Genomic DNA, 16,788 nt, shown 5'->3' with positions numbered 1-16,788 from the left:
GGGAGGCCGGGACCGGCCTCCCGCTCCGTGTTTATGTGGTTCCTGGTTCCTGGTTCCTGGTTCCTGGTTCCTGGTTCCGCGTTCCGTGCGGGCCGCGGCCCGGCTAGAAGAGGCCCACCGCGTCCGGGGAGTAGCTGACCAGCAGGTTCTTGGTCTGCTGGTAGTGCTCCAGCAGCGCCTTGTGGTTCTCCCGGCCGATGCCGGAGTTCTTGTAGCCGCCGAAGGCCGCGTGGGCGGGGTAGGCGTGGAAGCAGTTGGTCCACACCCGGCCGGCCTGGATGGCGCGCCCGGCGCGGTGGGCGGTGTTGAGGTTGCGGGTCCAGACGCCCGCGCCGAGCCCGTACTGGGTGTCGTTGGCGAGGGTGATCGCCTCGGCGAAGTCCTCGAAGCGGGTGACCGAGACGACCGGGCCGAAGATCTCCTCCTGGAAGACCCGCATGCTGTTGACGCCCTCGAACACCGTCGGCGTCACGTAGTACCCGCCGGCCAGGGCGCCGCCGAGGTCGGCCCGCTCGCCGCCGGCCAGCAGCTTGGCGCCCTCGGCCTGGCCGATCTCGAAGTAGGAGAGGATCTTCTTCAGCTGTTCGGCGCTGGCCTGGGCGCCGACCTGGGTCTCGGTGTCCAGCGGGTCGCCCTGGCGCATCGCGCGCACCCGCTCCAGGCCGTCGGCGAGCAGCCGCTCGTAGACCGAGGACTGGATCAGCGCCCGGCTGGGGCAGGTGCACACCTCGCCCTGGTTGAGGGCGAACATCGCGAAGCCCTCGACCGCCTTGTCGTAGAAGGCGTCCGAGGCGTCGGCGACGTCCGCGAAGAACAGGTTGGGGCTCTTGCCGCCGAGTTCCAGCGAGACCGGGATCAGGTTGTCGCTGGCGTAGCGGGCGATCAGCCGGCCGGTGGTGGTCTCGCCGGTGAAGGCGATCTTGCGGATGCGGTTGCTGGAGGCCAGCGGGGCGCCGGCCTCCTCTCCGAAGCCGGTGACGATGTTGACCACGCCGGGCGGCAGCAGGTCGGCGGTCAGCTCGGCCCACAGCAGCACCGAGGCGGGGGTCTGCTCGGCGGGCTTGAGCACCACCGCGTTGCCGGCCGCGAGCGCCGGGGCGAGCTTCCAGATCGCCATCAGGATCGGGAAGTTCCACGGGATGATCTGGCCGACCACGCCCAGCGGCTCGTGGAAGTGGTACGCCACGGTGTCCTCGTCCAGCTGGGACAGGCCGCCCTCCTGGGCGCGCAGCGCGCCCGCGAAGTAGCGCAGGTGGTCGACCGCGAGCGGGAGGTCGGCGGCCAGCGTCTCGCGCACCGGCTTGCCGTTCTCCCAGCTCTCCGCGACGGCCAGCCGCTCCAGGTTCGCCTCCATCCGGTCGGCGATCCGCAGCAGCGCCTGGGCCCGCTCGGCGGGCGGGGTGCGGCCCCAGCCGGGGGCGGCGGCGTGGGCCGCGTCCAGCGCGGCCTCGATGTCCTCGGCGGTGCCGCGGGCGACTTCGGTGAACACCTCGCCGGTGACCGGGGTCGGGTCGCCGAAGTACTCGCCGCGCACCGGCGGGGTCCAGCCGCCGCCGATCCAGTGCTCGTACCGGGAGCGGTAGGCGACGATGCTGCCGGGCGTGCCGGGGGGCTGGTAGACCGTCATGCTCTGGTGTCTCCTCGCGACGTCGGGCGCCGCCCGGACCGGGTGGCGGGGCGGCGCGCCGGGCCGCGCCCGGCGCGGGGCGGCCCGGCGGGAGGGTGTGGACACGCAATTCCGGGCGGATGCCCGCCGGGGCGTCCGCCGTCGAGCACGATAGCCGCCCGGCGCGGGCGCGGCTACGGTCCGTGCGCCCGGCCCGTACGGAGGGTTGCGCGTTCCGGCGGTCGCGCGGGGCGCGCACCATGTCTCCGCGCTCCGTCCGGGACGGTGTCAGACCGCGTGGTACCGGCCGGTGCGGGACTCCCAGTGCAGGTAGCCGGCGAGCCAGGTGACCAGCCCGTCCGCGTACCGCTGGGCGATCGTCCGTTCGACCCGGGAGAGCCCCAACTCCCGGTAGACGTCCGGCAGTCGGCCGTGCAGGTCCCGGCACCGCTCGACCATCAGCTGCGCCTCCTCCAGCACCACCGCGCAGGCCTCCTCGGCCGAGCAGCGGCGCTCGCGCTGGACGATCATCACCAGGTTGTTGACGTCGCCGCGCGGGGCCTCCAGCGGGAACGACCGGACGTCGTTGCTGAGCGAGGGGATGTCGGCTGCCAGCTGGCGCAGTTGACGCAGCACCGGGTGGTGCAGGACGGCGGCGGGCACCTCGAACTGGCCGAGGCGTTCGACCATGTCGAAGATGGTCTCCATCGCCGCGGTGCCTCGTCTGAGCACCAGGTAGCCGTCGCGGTCGGGTGGCCGGGTGGAGATGCGGCCGGCGGCCTCGGCGGGGTGACTGGCCAGGTACCACTCCCAGTTGTACGCGGCGCGGGCCTGCCAGCGGGCGGGCATGCCGCGCACGCTGCGGTCCCAGAGGTCGGCGAAGGCGGTCTCGACCGGCGAGTCCTGGTCGGGGCGGGCTCCGTGCAGGACGGCGATCAGCCGCTCGCAGATGGGGGCGACCTCCGTCGGGCGGCGGCCGAGCGGGCCGTCGAACTGGTCGTCGAAGAGGAAGTAGAAGCCCATCAGGTCGGCGGCGAGGGAGAGTTCGTCCGGGCCGGTGTCGGGGTAGCCGAGGGCGGCGAGGTCGACCACGTCCCAGTGGGCGTACCCGGGGTGGTCGACGTCGGGGAGCAGCGGGTGGCGGACCAGCCAGTCACGGTGCAGCGCGGTGGCCTGCGGTCCGTGCGGGCTGCGACGGTGCGGGAACGGAATCTGAAGTGAGGTGTCGTCAGACATCGGACTCCCGGTGCGGCGAAGGGTGGGGGTACTAGTGGTTCGAACGTTGGGTGTGGGGGGAGTTGACGCGGCGAGGCTTCCGGGGAGAGGGTGATAGCGAAAGATCATCTTCGCCTCGCGGGCCGTAGGGTATCTGATGTAATGATCGGACGTTAGGGGTATAGGGCAATTGCCCTTGGCAAGGCGTCCGAACCCTCACCGTCCGCCCCAGCCTGCGCGAATGCCCCACAGCGAGTGCCACGCAGCGCTAACCTCGGCTCCACGGGCAGTGATGCGAGCAGCGACACGGGCTGTGACGCGAGTGGCGAGGCGGAGGCACGACGGTGACCGAGCAGGACAACGAACTTCGGACGGGATCAGGTTCCGGCCGGGACGGCGACAGCACCTCGCCGAGGGTCAGGCTGCGCGACCGCGACGCCGAACTTCGCTCCGTCGAAACGGCCGTCGACAAACTCTGCTGCGAATTCGCGGCCGGTGGCACCGAGATCGGCGAACTGCTCGCCTTCTCCGGCCGCCCCGGCATCGGAAAGACCAGCCTGCTGCACGAGGTCCGACGGGTCGCCAATCTCCGCAACCGCGCCACGGTGCTGTTCGCCCGCGGTGGCGAACGCCAGTTCAACGAGCCCTACCACGTGCTGCGCCAGCTCCTCCAGCCCCTCCTCACCAGCCTGCAGCCCGACGAGTTCCGCCAGGTCATGGGCACCTGGGAGGAGGTCGTCGGACCGGCCATGGGCCTCAAGCGGCCCAAGGCCGGCGCCCGCCGCCTCGACCCCCAGGGCGTGCGCGACGGCCTCGACTACGTCCTCACCCAACTCGCGCCGCGCCGGGCCCCGCTGGTCATGATCGTCGACGACCTGCACTGGGGCGACCACGAGTCGCTCTCCTGGCTCACCCAGTTCGCCGTCCGCTCCCGCGAACTACCCGTCCTGCTCGTCTTCGCCTTCCGCGAGGACGAGAACGACTGGCCGACCGAGATCCAGCAGCACCGCAAGGCCGTCCTCGGCCTCGCCACCAGCAAGCACGAACTCAACCGGCTCTCGCTGGTCTCCGTCACCGACATGATCCGCGCCGAACTCGGCGACAAGGCCGAGGACGCCTTCTGCTACGAGTTCTGGAACGTCGTCAACGGCAACCCCTTCGAAGCCGTCGCCCTGCTCGACCAGGTCCGCGACCAGGACCTCGAACCGGTCGAGGAGAACTCCCAACAACTGCGCGAACTCGCCGTCGACGCCACCGGAATGACCCTCAAGAGCTGGATCGACCGGCTCGGCTCCGGCACCCTGCGCTTCGCCTGGGCCTGCGCGATGCTCGGCACCGACATCCGGGTCGACCTCGCCACCCGGATCTGCGCCCAGACCACCGAGGGCGCCCGCGACGCCATCAAGCAGCTGCGCAAGCAGCGCGTGCTCACCCAGACCCCCAACGGCAACCTGGAGTTCGTCCACCCGCTGATCGGCAGCTCGATCTACAACACCATGCCGGAGGCCACCCGCACCGGCATGCACGGCGTCGCCGCCGCCGAGATCGAGAACGCCGGGCTCGGCCTGCTCGCCGCCTCCCGCCACCTCGTCGAGACCTTCTCCGGCGAGGGCGACGACAAGACCGTCCGCAAACTGCGCCGGGCCGCCGTCGAACACCTGCTGATCGGCGCCCCCGAAGCCGCCCAGCGCTGCCTGCACCGCGCCCTCAACGAACCCCCGGCCGACGACATCCGCGCCGAGGTGCTGTACGAACTGGGCTGCTCCGCCCTGCTCACCGACCCCGTCGCCACCGTCAACCAGCTCAAGCTCGCCCTCGACCCCGACGAGGGGCCGCTGCGCCCCGAACTGCGGGTCGACGCCACCTTCCGGCTCTCCGAGGTGCTCGCACACAGCGGCGAACTGCGCCAGGCCGCAGTGGTCTGCCAGGACGAGGCCGAGCAGACCGCCGACCCGGCCGGCCGACTCCGGCTCCAGGCCGCCTCGTTCATGTGGCACGCCTTCCGCAAGTCCGAGGACGACGGGCCCGGCCGGTCCACCCGGCTCGGCCTCATGTGCGACGGCCTCAGCACCCGCGACGCCGCCGACCGGGCCGTCCTCGCGATGCGCGCCTGGGACCTCACCCTGCGCGGCGCCCCCTCCGCCGAGGCGCTGACCTACGCCGACGCCGTCCTCGACGCCGGCCGCCTGCCCAAGGGACTCGGCTGGACCGACAGCACCTGGGGCTTCGAACTGCCCTCCATGCTCGGCCTCACCTACACCTACAACGACCGCATCGCCCAGGCCGAGCGGCTGTTCGCGGACGCCATCATCCAGTTCGAGGTCGCCGGGTGGAGCGGTGCCCACCGGGGCTTCGCGTACTTCCTGATGGGCCTCGCCCGCTTCCGCCGCGGCCTGCTCGCCGAGGCCGAGGACTTCCTGCGCCGCGCGCTGCGACTGTCCGAGCGGATCGGCCCCAAGCTGCCGCTCGCCTGGGACGCCGTCGGCGTCCTGGTGGACACCCTGCTCGCCCGCGGCCGGACCGAGGAGGCCTGGGAACTCGCCGTCGAGTTCGGCTTCCACCCGCCGTACCACACGACCGCGATGGTGCTGCCCGACGCGCCCTCGCTGTACGGCAAGCTGCTGATCGCCAAGAAGCGCTACGCCGGGGCGGCCGCCGCACTCACCGAGGCCGGCGCCCAACTGGAGGCCCGCGGCTGGCACAACACCGTCTGGGCGCCCTGGGCCGGCCACCTCGCCATCGCGATCGCGGCCGACGAGCCCGACCGCGCCCGCGAGTACGCCCAGAAGGCCGTCCAGGACGCCCGCACCTTCGGCACCGCCTCGGCGATCGGCACCGCGCTGCGGCTGAACGCCCAGATCGAGGACGGCCAGCAGGCGGTCGAACTGCTGGAGCAGGCCGTGATGTACCTCGGTCAGTCGCCGGCCGGGTACGAGCACGCCGTCGCGCTGGTCGACCTCGGCGCCGCGCTGCGCCGGGTCGGGCGGTTGGAGGACGCGCAGGAGTACCTGTACCAGGGCATCGAACTGGCCCAGCACTGCTCGGCCGAGGGGCTGGTCGACCAGGCGCGGCGGGAGCTGGCCAACTACGGCCTGCGGCCCAACCGGCTGGGGCTGCGCGACTTCCGGGAGACGCTCAGCCAGCCCGAGTGGGAGGTCGCCAACCTCGCGGTGCAGGGCGTGCCGCCGCAGCGCATCGCCGACGAGCTCGGCGTGCACCTCAGCCTGGTCAACCGCCGACTGGCCGCGGTCTACCGCAAGGCGGGCAGCGGGCCGGACGGCCTGGCCTCCGCCCTCGGGCTGCCGACGCAGCCGCGCGGGGCCGCCCGGCCGGGGGCGGAGCCCGAGGAGGCGTAGCCCGCGGTGGCAGGGGGCGTGGGCGGCGGGTGCCCGGGCGGCGCGCGGAGGCACGGGAGCGCTCCCGGGGCGGTCGCCGTCGTCAGGGCGTGTCTGACGATTCCCGCCGGGCGCGAATTGTCAGACACGCCCTAGGCTGACGCAGACGTGGGGGCGCCGCGGCGACCCCCTGGACGGACCCGGAACCGGGGCGGTCACGGCACCCCGCGACCGCCAGTGAGGAGCAGGCCATGGCGAGCGAGGCCACCAGCGTGCGGCACGAACCCCTCGACCCCTCGGGCGCGGGCGCCGCGATCGAGCGTTGGACGCTCTCCGCCGGCCCGTACGAGGCGAGCGTGCTCACCCTCGGCGCCACCCTGCACACCCTCACCGGCCCGGACCGCGCCGGGCGCCCCGCCCAACTGCTGCTCTCCACCGACCAGCTGACGCAGATCCTCGGCCCGGCCCGGCACTACGGCACCGTGGTCGGCCGGTACGCCAACCGGATCGACGGTTCCAGGATCACCATCGACGGCGAGGAGCACCCGCTCGCCCCGACCGGCGGCGGCATCACCATCCACGGCGGGCCGGACGGCTTCGCGCAGCGGATCTGGGAGGCCGAGCGGATCGAGGGCGGGGTGCGGCTGCGGTTGCACAGCCCGGACGGCGACCAGGGCTTCCCCGGCGCGCTGGACATCACCGTCTCCTACACCCTGGACCCGGCCGGCGAGCTGGTGATCGCCTACCGCGCCGTCACCAGCAAGCCGACCGTGGTCAACCTGACCAACCACGCGTACTTCAACCTTGCGGGTGAAGGGAACGGCGACGTCCTCGGCCACCTGCTCACCCTCGACGCCGACGCCTACACCCCGGCCGACGAGCGGCAGATCCCGTACGGGCGGACCGAGCCGGTGGCCGGCACGCCGTTCGACTTCACGGTGGCCACGCCGATCGGCAAGTCGGTGCACGACGACCACCCGCAGCTGGCCGGGCCCGGCGGCTACGACCACAACTGGGTGCTCCGGGCCCGGCCGGCCGACGGCGGCCCGGCCCGGGCGGCGCTGCTGGAGGACCCGGTCAGCGGGCGCACCCTGGAGGTGCTGACCACCGAGCCGGGCGTCCAGGTCTACACGGCCAACAAGTTCCAGGGGGCGGTCACCGGCGCGAGCGGTGTCCCGTACGGGCCGTTCGCCGGGATCGCGCTGGAGACCCAGCACTTCCCGGACTCCCCCAACCACCCGGCGTTCCCGAGCACCGTGCTGCGGCCGGGGGAGGAGTTCCGCTCGACCACCGTGCTGCGGCTGGGCGTCAGCTGAGCGCTCCGGGCACGTCCGGGGTGAGGTCCTGCTGGAGGTCCCGTGCGAGGTCCCGGCGCATGCAGAGCCGGGGCCAGCGGTCGAGACCGTGCTCGGCCTCCTTGCGGCGGATCTCCCGCAGGCCCGGGGTGAGCTCGTGGTCGGCTAGCGGGCGGAAGCCGCAGCGGGTGTAGTAGGGGGCGTTCCAGGGGACGTCGGCGAAGGTGGTGAGGGTGAGCGCGGGGGCGTCGGTGCCGGCCGCGAGGTGTTCGATCAGCGCCCGGCCGATGCCCCGGCGGGCGTGGTCGGGGTGGACCGACACCTGCTCGATGTGCAGGGCGCCGTCCACCGGCTCGGCGAGCAGGTAGCCGGCGATCGGACCGGGACCGGGACCGGGTTGCTGGGGCAGGTCGGTCGCGTCGGGGACGGCGACCAGGGCGATGCCCGCGTCCAGGTGGTGGGCCAGCTCGTGCGGGGCCGGTGGTTCGTCGTCGGCGATCTCCGGCATGCCGATCGCGGCGAAGGGGGCCCCGGCGGCCCGCTCCAGTTCGCACAGCAGCGGCAGTTCGTCCCTCATGGCGGCTCTGATACGCATGCGTTCAGTCTGCTGCAAGCGGTTTTCGGCCAGGGATGGTGGTGCTCTCGGCCATCCGGTACCGGCTCGAAGCGGGCGAACCCGGACATTTGGTCGCACTGTCAACTACCGTGCGGCTACGTCCAGGACACGTGGGCGTAACGATCGCTGTTTCTTGCAGAAACTTGCTGCAAGGACTTTCCGTCGCTATTGCACCGCTGTTAACTTCCTTCCGAGCCCGACGGCAGCAACGGTGCAGTCGGCACGAGGCAGCCATTATGCGCCTGTCTCCGAAGATCTCGGGCACCCCCACCCTCCCAAGGAGTTCTCATGCGGCGTGGCATCGCGGCCTCTGCCCTCGTTGTGGCCCTCGCGGTCTCGATGGCTGCCTGTGGCAGCAGCGGCTCCAGCTCAAACGGCAAGGCCGACGGGCCGGTCACCCTCACCTACTGGGACACCTCGAACGCCACCAACGAGGCGCCGAACTACCAGGAGCTGGTCAAGAAGTTCGAGGCCGCCAACCCGAACGTCAAGGTCGACTTCGTCAACGTCCCGTTCGACCAGGCGCAGAACAAGCTCCAGACCGCCATGGGGGCCAAGGGCGCTCCGGACGTGTTCCGCTCCGAGGTCGGCTGGACCGCCGCCTTCGCCAAGGCCGGCTACCTGGAGCCGCTCGACGGCACCCCGGCCGTCGCCGACACCTCCGCCTTCCAGCCCAGCCTGATCCAGCAGGCCAAGTTCGACGGCAAGCTGTACGGCGTGCCGCTGGTCACCGACACCCTGGGCCTGCTCTACAACAAGGCGCTGTTCGCCAAGGCCGGCATCACCGACGCCCCCAAGACCTGGGACGAGCTGAAGACCGACGCCGCCGCGCTCAAGGACAAGGCCGGTGTCGACGGCTTCTGGCTGAAGGCCGCGGACGGCTACTACGCGATGCCGTTCCTGTTCGGCGAGGGCACCGACACCGTCGACGCCGCCGGCAAGAAGATCACCGTCACCTCGCCGGAGGCCGTCAAGGCCATCGAGACCTACAAGACGATGTTCACCGCGCCCGGCATGGCCAAGGCCGACGTCACCACCGACGCCTACGCGCACATGATGGACGCCTTCAACAACGGCAAGGTCGCGGCCATCGTCCAGGGCCCGTGGGAGATCACCAACATCTACAAGGGCGCCGCGTTCGCCGACAAGAGCAACCTCGGCATCGCGCCCGTCCCGGCGGGCTCCAGCGGCAAGTCCGGTGCGCCCACCGGCGGGCACAACATCTCCGTCTACGCCGGTGCCGACCAGGCCCACAAGGCCGCCGCCGAGAAGTTCGCCGCCTTCATGACCTCGGCGGAGAGCCAGGCCTTCATCGCGCAGAAGAACTCCACCCTGCCGACCCGCTCCGACGCCTTCACCGCCGACGTCAAGGCCGACCCCGGCATCGCCGGCTTCCAGGCCGTCCTCGGCAGCGCCAAGCCGCGCCCCGAACTGCCCGAGTACAGCTCGCTGTTCTCCTCGCTCGGCACCAACCTGGGCAAGGCCGTCCAGGGCACCGGCACCCAGGACGCGCTGAACACCGTCGCCACCGACTACGCCAAGCTGCTGCCGGGCTTCGCCAAGTAGTCGCCGTCGGCCGTCCGGGCCGCCGCCGCTCCAGGCCCTGTCCGGCTGGAGCGGCGGCGGCCACCCGGCGGGCCCGGCGGCCGGACCCGCTCCCCCCGAGACTTCCCCCCGAGAAGGTGTCAATCGATGTCAGTCGCCGTGCAGGGCGCCACCGGCAAGGGCAGCCCGGAGCGCGAGCAGCGTCCGGGCCTGCTGGAACGCGTCAAGCGCTCCTACGCCAAGCACTGGTACGCCTACGCGATGATCGCCCCCGTGGTGCTGGTCCTCGGTGCCCTGGTGCTCTACCCGCTGGTCCAGGGCCTCTGGCTCACCCTGACCGACGCCAACAGCCTCAACGTCGCCCGCAAGATCGGCGTCAACGAGATCCCGGCCAGCTACAACTTCGTCGGCTTCCACAACTACGCCGACATCCTGTGGGGCCCCGGCTCGTACGACCGCTTCTGGTCCCACTTCGTCTGGACCATCGCCTGGACGGCCATCTGCGTCTTCCTGCACTACACCCTCGGCCTGGGCCTCGCCCTGCTGCTCAACAAGAAGCTGCGCGGCCGCGCCGTCTACCGGATGCTGCTCATCCTGCCCTGGGCCGTGCCGACCTTCGTCACCGTCTTCTCCTGGCGACTGATGCTGTCCGACGGCGGTGTCGTCAACAGCATGCTCGGCTTCCTCCACCTGCCCGAACCCGGTTGGCTCACCGACCCGTGGGCGCAGAAGTCCGCCGCGATCCTGGTCAACACCTGGGCTGGCGTGCCGTTCATGATGATCTCGCTGCTCGGCGGCCTGCAGTCGATCCCGGCCGAGCTGTACGAGGCCGCCGAGATGGACGGCGCCACGCCGTGGCAGCGCTTCCGGTACGTCACCCTGCCCGGGCTGCGGGCCGTCTCCTCCACCGTCGTCCTGCTCGGCGTGATCTGGACATTCAACCAGTTCAACGTCATCTTCCTGCTCTTCGGCACCGGTGCGCCCGACGCCCAGCTGCTGGTCACCTGGGCCTACCGCCTCGGCTTCGGCCAGATCCCCCGGGACTACGCGCAGTCCGCCGCCTACGGCGTGATCCTGCTGTCCATCCTGATCGTCTTCACCGCCTTCTACCGGCGCTGGCTCGCCCGCAACGAGCAGGCCAACGGCTGAGGCCCCGGACCCAGTTGACCCACGAAGGCAGGTACCCCCGATGAGCACCACCACCGAACTCCCCACCCCCGCGACGGCCGTGGCCCCGGCCGCCCGGCCGGCCAAGGCCCGCCGGCGCGGCGAGAGCAGCCCGCTGGCCAGGGCGCTGTCCCACGGCACCCTGATCGTGGCCGGCCTGATCGCGCTGTTCCCGGTGGCGTGGATCCTCTTCGTCTCGCTCGGCCCGGACAAGACCGACTACCTCCACCCCGGCGCGATCCTCGACAAGCTCACGCTGTCGAACTACCACCACGTGCTGTTCGACACGGACTTCTTCACCTGGTTCGGCAACGCCCTCCTGGTCTCCGGCGTCACCACCGTGTTCGGCGTCCTGGTCGCCGCCACCACCGGCTACGCCGTCTCCCGGATGCGTTTCCCCGGCCACCGGCCGCTGATGTGGTCGCTGCTGGTCACCCAGATGTTCCCGATCGCGGTGCTGATCGTGCCGATGTACACGATGCTCTCCGACCTCGGCCTGCTGGACAGCTACCTGGGCCTGATCCTGGTCTACTCGACCACCACCGTGCCGTACTGCGCCTGGCTGCTGAAGGGCTACTTCGACACCATCCCGGTGGAGATCGACGAGGCCGGCCGGGTCGACGGGCTCAGCCCGTTCGGCACCTTCTGGCGGCTGGTGCTGCCGCTCGCCCGCCCGGGCCTGGCGGTGGCCGCCTTCTACTCCTTCCTCACCTACTGGGCCGAGGTGCCGTTCGCCTCCACCTTCATGCTCAGCTCCGACAAGTACACGCTGGCCGTGGGCCTGCAGACCTTCGTCAGCGAGCACGACGCCCAGTGGAACCTGATGGCCGCGACCGCCGTGCTGATCGCGATCCCGTCGGCAGCCTTCTTCTACCTGGTGCAGCGCCACCTGGTCACCGGTCTGACCGCCGGTGCCTCCAAGTCGTAACGCTCCTCGCTCCTCTAGTCCCCAAGGGATACCGTCCATGACCCAGAACCTGGCCGACACCTCCCGGCCTGCCGCCGACGCCGCCGCCCACGAGGCGGTCACCCCGGCTCCTGTGACTGGCGGCGCCTCCAGAGGCTGGTGGCGGGACGCGGTCATCTACCAGGTGTACCCGCGCAGCTTCGCCGACTCCAACGGCGACGGCATGGGCGACCTGCCCGGCATCCGCAGCCGCCTGCCGTACCTGCGCGACCTCGGCGTGGACGCGGTCTGGCTCTCGCCGTTCTACGCCTCGCCGCAGGCGGACGCGGGCTACGACGTCGCCGACTACCGCGCCGTGGACCCGATGTTCGGCAGCCTGCTGGACGCCGACGCGCTCATCCGGGACGCCCACCAGCTGGGGCTGCGGATCATCGTCGACCTCGTCCCCAACCACTCCTCGGACCAGCACGAGTGGTTCCAGCGCGCCCTGCGCGAGGGCCCCGAGTCCCCGCTGCGCGAGCGGTACCACTTCCGTCCCGGCAAGGGCGAGAACGGCGAACTGCCGCCCAACGACTGGGAGTCCATCTTCGGCGGCCCGGCCTGGACCCGCAGCGAGAACCCGGACGGCACCCCCGGCGACTGGTACCTGCACCTGTTCGCCCCCGAGCAGCCCGACTTCAACTGGGAGAACCGGGCAGTCGCCGACGAGTTCCGCTCGATCCTGCGGTTCTGGCTCGACATGGGTGTCGACGGCTTCCGCATCGACGTCGCCCACGGCCTGGTGAAGGCCCCCGGCCTGCCCGACCTCGGCGGCGCGGACCAGCTCAAGCTGCTCGGCAACGACGTCATGCCGTTCTTCGACCAGGACGGCGTGCACGAGATCTACCGCAGCTGGCGCAAGATCCTCGACGAGTACCCGGGCCAGCGGATCGGCGTCGCCGAGGCCTGGACCCCGACCGTCCAGCGCACCGCCAACTACGTGCGCCCCGACGAGCTGCACCAGGCCTTCAACTTCCAGTACCTGGGCACCGGTTGGGACGCCGCCGCGCTGCGCGAGGTGATCGACGTCTCGCTCGACTCGATGCGCCCGGTCGACGCCCCCACCACCTGGGTGCTGTCCAACCACGACGTCACCCGGCACGCCACCCGCTTCGCCAACCCGCCCGGCCTCGGCACCCAGATCCGCACCCCCGGCGACCGCGAGCTCGGCCTGCGCCGCGCCCGCGCCGCCACCCTGCTGATGCTCGCGCTGCCCGGCTCCGCGTACATCTACCAGGGCGAGGAACTCGGCCTCCCGGACGTCACCGACCTGCCGGACGAGGTCCGCCAGGACCCGTCGTTCTTCCGCAAGGCCGGGCAGGACGGCTACCGCGACGGCTGCCGCGTCCCGATCCCGTGGTCCGGCACCGAGGCCCCGTACGGCTTCGGCCCGGTCGCCGGCGGGCCGTCCTGGCTGCCGCAGCCGGCCGAGTGGGCCGCGCTGAGCGTCGAGGCGCAGACCGGAGACCCGGCGTCCACCCTGGAGCTGTACCGCAGCGCGCTCGCCGTCCGCCGTTCCCAGGACGACCTCGGCGCCGGGACGGCCGTGGAGTGGCTGGAGGGCCCCGAGGGGACCCTGACGTTCCGCCGCGGCTCCTTCGTCTGCACCGTCAACGCCACGGACGAGCCGGTCCGGATAGCGGCGCCCGGAAAGCTGCTGCTCTCCTCGGTGGAGCTGGTGGTCGACGGCGGCGAGACGGTGCTCGCGCCGGACAGCACCGGCTGGTGGGCGGTCTGACGTGGTTGCAATAGGCTCTGGGACCGTGACTACGGCGCGACTCTCAGACATCGCGGCGCAGGCGGGGGTCAGCGAAGCCACCGTCTCCCGCGTACTCAACGGCAAGGCGAACGTCTCCGCCGCCACCCGGCAGACCGTGCTGGCGGCGCTCGACGTGCTCGGCTACGAGCGGCCGACCCGTCTGCGCCAGCGCAGCGCCGGCCTGATCGGGCTGATCACGCCGGAGCTGAGCAACCCGATCTTCCCCGCACTGGCCCAGGTGATCGAGCAGGTGCTCAGCCGGCACGGGTACACCCCGGTGCTGTGCACCCAGACGCCGGGCGGGTCCACCGAGGACGAACTGGTCGAGATGCTGGTCGACCGGGGTGTGGCGGGCATCGTCTTCGTCTCCGGGCTGCACGCCGACTCCACCGCCGACCACGACCGCTACGCCCGGCTGACCGGGCGCGGGGTGCCGTTCGTGCTGATCAACGGCTACAGCGAGCGGATCGACGCGCCGTTCATCTCGCCGGACGACCGGGCCGCGATGTGGATGGCCGTCCAGCACCTGGCCGAACTCGGGCACGAGCGGATCGGGCTGGCCGTCGGGCAGCGGCGGTACGTGCCGGTGCTGCGCAAGATCGAGGGCTTCACGGCGGCGATGCGCGAGGTGCTGGGACGGAGCCAGGAGGAGGCCGAGGAACTCGTCCACCACACGCTGTTCAGCGTGGAGGGCGGGCACGCGGCGGCCGGCGCACTGCTGGACAAGGGCTGCACGGCGATCGTCTGCGGCAGCGACATGATGGCGCTCGGGGCGATCCGGGCGGTGCGGCAGCGTGGACTGTCGGTGCCGCACGACGTCTCGGTGGTCGGCTTCGACGACTCGCCGCTGATCGCCTTCACCGAGCCGCCGCTGACCACGATCCGCCAGCCGGTCGAGGCGATGGCGACCGCGGCGGTGGACGCGCTGCTGGAGGAGGTCGGCGGGAACGCGGTCCAGCGCGGGGAGTTCATGTTCCAGCCGGAGCTGGTCATGCGTGGCTCCACGGGGGCCTGCGCGCGCTGAGGACGGTCAACGGACGGGCCCCGGAGAGCTGTTGCTCTCCGGGGCCCGTTGCGTGCCGCCCGGGTGCCGGGTCAGCCCTCGTGGTCCGTGGGGCGGCTCTCGGTGAGCCGTTGGCCGTCGGTGGCGTCGCCGGTGCGGGTCTCGGTGCGGCGGCCGCGGGCCAGGTAGTCGCGCAGGACGAGTTCGACGGCGTCCTGCGGGTTCTTGGTGCCGGAGAGCATCATCGCGTCGATCGCGAGGTTGGCGTCGAGTGTGACGGTGACCTGGGCCATGGTGACTCCTCCTCGGGTGCCGGAGCAGCAGCATGCCCGCTGGGGGCGGGCTTTGACCATGGCCCCGGGCGGTCCTGCCCGGCGGCCTGCCGGCGGCCTTCCTACGGCGCCGGGCGACCGCCGGGGCGGGCGGCGGCTGACAGATAACAGATGATGAAATCTGTTATCTGTTATCTGTCAGCCGTCAGTTGTCAGCTGTCACCCGCGGGTCGTGCTCAGACCCGGCCGGCGAAGTCCGGCGCCCAGTTGGCGACGGTCTGCAGGCGCACGCCCGAGCTCGGGTTGGCGGCCTCGACGTACTGGCCGCCGCCGATGTAGATCGCGACGTGGTAGACGCCGGAGTTCTGGCCGTTGTTGGACCAGAACAGCAGGTCGCCCGCCTGCAGGCTGTCCAGCGAGACGCGGGTGCTGGCGGCGGCCTGGTCGGCGGCGACGCGCGGGACGGAGACACCCGCGGCGCGCAGCGCGGCCTGGGTCAGGCCGGAGCAGTCCCAACCGCCGTTGCCGGTACCGCCGTAGACGTACGCCTGGCCGACCTTCGACTGGGCGAAGGAGACCGCGGCGGCCATGCTGCCGGTGGCGGCCGGGGCCTGAGCGGGGGTCTGCGCCTGGGCGGCCGGCTTGGAAGCCGGCTTGGCGGCCGGGGTCGAGGTCGGGGCCGGGGCCTGCGGCTGGGCGGTCGGCTTGGCGTTCACGGCGGCGCCGTTGGAGGTCTGGCCGGACTTCTGCGAGCGGTCGAACCAGGTGAAGTCCGAGCCGGACTGGTCGGTCTGAGCCGACTGCTGGGCCTGGCCGCCGTCCTTGAACGAGAGGCGCTGGCCCGGGTAGATGGTGTCCGGACCCTCGGTCAGGGTGCCGCGGTTGAGCTCGTACAGCCGCTGCCAGCCGCCTTGGAGGTTGTGCTTGTCGGCGATCGAGGACAGCCAGTCGCCGGAGGCGACGGTGTAGTCGTCGCCCTGGGGCTGGGCGCTGTTCTGGGCCTGGTTCTGGCCCTTCTGCGCCGAGGTGCCGTTGGCGGAGTCGGCGGGGGCCTGTGCCTGGTCCTGGGCCGGTGCGGCCGGCTTGGCGGGCTTCGCGGCCGGGGTGGCCGGGGCCTGGCTCTGCGCGGGCTTGGCGGCCGGGGTGGCCGGCTTCGCGGCGGGCTTGGTGGCGGTCGAGCTGGCAGCCGAGCCGGTGGTCGAGCCGGCCGAGGTGTCGACGGCAGCCGCGGCGCCGCCCTTGGTCAGGCCGGCCTGGACCGAGCACACCGGCCAGGCGCCGGGGCCCTGCGAGGCGAGGACCTTCTCGGCGACGGCGATCTGCTGGTCCTTGGTGGCCTGGTTGGCCTGGGGGGCGTACGCGGTGCCGCCGAAGGCGGCCCAGGTGCTGGAGGTGAACTGCAGGCCGCCGTAGAAGCCGTTGCCGGTGTTGATGCTCCAGTTGCCGGTGCTCTCGCACTGGGCGACCTTGTCCCAGGTGGCGACGGAGGCGGCGGAGGCGGTGCCGGAGGTGAGGCAGGGGATGGTGAGGCCGACGCCCGCGACGCCGATGGCGGCGATCACGCGTCGGGTACGACTGGACAGACGGGTGCCGTTGGTGGGCAGCATGAAGACGCAGTCCTCTCCCACGCCTGCGAGGTGAGCTGTCGGATTCGGGCTGGAGTTGCCCGGCCGCGCTGTGGGCGCGGCTTCACCCCTAGCCCTGGATCGTTCCGGGGAACGGTCCGGGGCGACTTACCTGTGGGTCCCCCGCTCCTGCCGTGGTGCGTTTTCGCGCTGCCAGGACATCCGACGGCAGGACTCGGCGTCGCGGATGAACTGGGTTCGTGTGGCCACGAACGGGGAGCACGTTAAGCAGACTTAAGTTCAAACTGCAAACACCTGTGACGTGCATCACGGTTTGGCGAGAACGGTCGTTCCCCTCGCTCGCCATGATCGAAAATGGCCGATTTCCGGCAATGCCGCGAAGGGCGTGCACAACTGTCTGTGCTTCAGGAGGCGGGTGACGGCGGGTCGGGTCCCACGGGGGC

General features: G+C 71.6%; 12 protein-coding genes and 1 riboswitch. Of the genes, 7 read left to right on the top strand and 5 right to left on the bottom strand.

The genetic code is table 11. The annotated features are described in order from the left end of the window. Nucleotides 1-103: 103 nt before the first annotated feature. Complete coding sequence (locus ACFVHI_RS32595; protein ID WP_063350120.1) at nt 104-1,627, bottom strand: aldehyde dehydrogenase family protein; 1,524 nt, start codon at nt 1,625-1,627, stop codon at nt 104-106. Nucleotides 1,628-1,894: 267 nt separating this feature from the next. Beyond that, a complete protein-coding gene (locus ACFVHI_RS32590; protein WP_063350121.1) occupies nt 1,895-2,842 on the bottom strand; it encodes a hypothetical protein in 948 nt (315 codons plus the stop codon). 323 nt (nt 2,843-3,165) lie between these two features. On the opposite strand from ACFVHI_RS32590, the gene ACFVHI_RS32585 reads away from it, so the two are divergent. Together ACFVHI_RS32585 and ACFVHI_RS32580 are read left to right on the top strand one after the other, a co-directional pair. Continuing rightward, entirely contained in the window at nt 3,166-6,177 is a 3,012-nt protein-coding gene (locus ACFVHI_RS32585) for an AAA family ATPase (RefSeq protein ID WP_079136038.1), read from the top strand. Between the two features lie 230 nt (nt 6,178-6,407). Continuing rightward, complete coding sequence (locus ACFVHI_RS32580; protein ID WP_380345371.1) at nt 6,408-7,472, top strand: aldose epimerase family protein; 1,065 nt, start codon at nt 6,408-6,410, stop codon at nt 7,470-7,472. On the opposite strand, the gene ACFVHI_RS32575 is transcribed toward ACFVHI_RS32580, so the two are convergent. After that, nucleotides 7,465-8,046: a GNAT family N-acetyltransferase gene (locus tag ACFVHI_RS32575; protein WP_380345369.1), complete on the bottom strand. Its 582-nt coding sequence runs from the start codon at nt 8,044-8,046 to the stop codon at nt 7,465-7,467. The genes ACFVHI_RS32580 and ACFVHI_RS32575 overlap by 8 nt on opposite strands. 309 nt (nt 8,047-8,355) lie before the next feature. Here ACFVHI_RS32575 and ACFVHI_RS32570 point away from each other — a divergent pair, with 309 nt between their 5' ends. From ACFVHI_RS32570 to ACFVHI_RS32550, 5 genes are all read left to right on the top strand, one after another. Continuing rightward, entirely contained in the window at nt 8,356-9,633 is a 1,278-nt protein-coding gene (locus ACFVHI_RS32570; RefSeq protein ID WP_380345367.1) for an extracellular solute-binding protein, read from the top strand. Between the two features lie 126 nt (nt 9,634-9,759). Continuing rightward, nucleotides 9,760-10,761, top strand: a complete 1,002-nt coding sequence (locus ACFVHI_RS32565) for a carbohydrate ABC transporter permease (protein ID WP_063350124.1) — start codon at nt 9,760-9,762, stop codon at nt 10,759-10,761. A gap of 40 nt (nt 10,762-10,801) precedes the next feature. Continuing rightward, entirely contained in the window at nt 10,802-11,707 is a 906-nt protein-coding gene (locus ACFVHI_RS32560) for a carbohydrate ABC transporter permease (RefSeq protein ID WP_363377249.1), read from the top strand. 37 nt (nt 11,708-11,744) lie between these two features. After that, a complete protein-coding gene (locus ACFVHI_RS32555) occupies nt 11,745-13,463 on the top strand; it encodes a glycoside hydrolase family 13 protein (protein ID WP_079136041.1) in 1,719 nt (572 codons plus the stop codon). Between the two features lie 25 nt (nt 13,464-13,488). Further along, complete coding sequence (locus ACFVHI_RS32550) at nt 13,489-14,508, top strand: LacI family DNA-binding transcriptional regulator (protein WP_208869121.1); 1,020 nt, start codon at nt 13,489-13,491, stop codon at nt 14,506-14,508. A 71-nt stretch (nt 14,509-14,579) separates the two neighbouring features. On the opposite strand, the gene ACFVHI_RS32545 is transcribed toward ACFVHI_RS32550, so the two are convergent. Together ACFVHI_RS32545 and ACFVHI_RS32540 are read right to left on the bottom strand one after the other, a co-directional pair. Beyond that, entirely contained in the window at nt 14,580-14,780 is a 201-nt protein-coding gene (locus ACFVHI_RS32545) for a hypothetical protein (protein WP_063350127.1), read from the bottom strand. Between the two features lie 215 nt (nt 14,781-14,995). Beyond that, entirely contained in the window at nt 14,996-16,387 is a 1,392-nt protein-coding gene (locus tag ACFVHI_RS32540) for a transglycosylase family protein (protein WP_380345364.1), read from the bottom strand. Next, nucleotides 16,374-16,534: riboswitch (cyclic di-AMP (ydaO/yuaA leader) on the bottom strand. It overlaps the preceding gene by 14 nt. Between the last annotated feature and the right edge of the window lie 254 nt (nt 16,535-16,788).

The sequence above is a fragment of the Kitasatospora sp. NPDC127121 genome (genome assembly GCF_042677305.1).
In the GTDB taxonomy this organism is placed as follows: Bacteria; Actinomycetota; Actinomycetes; order Streptomycetales; family Streptomycetaceae; genus Kitasatospora.
The sequence above is the reverse complement of the archived record's forward strand: the minus strand, read 5'-3'. Positions and strand labels throughout refer to the sequence as shown.

Coding starts and splice junctions, on each gene's coding strand:
- ACFVHI_RS32595 (WP_063350120.1), bottom strand. CDS start 1,627: ATGACGGTCTACCAGCCCCCCGGCACGCCCGGCAGCATCGTCGCCTAC.
- ACFVHI_RS32590 (WP_063350121.1), bottom strand. CDS start 2,842: ATGTCTGACGACACCTCACTTCAGATTCCGTTCCCGCACCGTCGCAGC.
- ACFVHI_RS32580 (WP_380345371.1), top strand. CDS start 6,408: ATGGCGAGCGAGGCCACCAGCGTGCGGCACGAACCCCTCGACCCCTCG.
- ACFVHI_RS32575 (WP_380345369.1), bottom strand. CDS start 8,046: ATGCGTATCAGAGCCGCCATGAGGGACGAACTGCCGCTGCTGTGCGAA.
- ACFVHI_RS32570 (WP_380345367.1), top strand. CDS start 8,356: ATGCGGCGTGGCATCGCGGCCTCTGCCCTCGTTGTGGCCCTCGCGGTC.
- ACFVHI_RS32565 (WP_063350124.1), top strand. CDS start 9,760: ATGTCAGTCGCCGTGCAGGGCGCCACCGGCAAGGGCAGCCCGGAGCGC.
- ACFVHI_RS32560 (WP_363377249.1), top strand. CDS start 10,802: ATGAGCACCACCACCGAACTCCCCACCCCCGCGACGGCCGTGGCCCCG.
- ACFVHI_RS32555 (WP_079136041.1), top strand. CDS start 11,745: ATGACCCAGAACCTGGCCGACACCTCCCGGCCTGCCGCCGACGCCGCC.
- ACFVHI_RS32545 (WP_063350127.1), bottom strand. CDS start 14,780: ATGGCCCAGGTCACCGTCACACTCGACGCCAACCTCGCGATCGACGCG.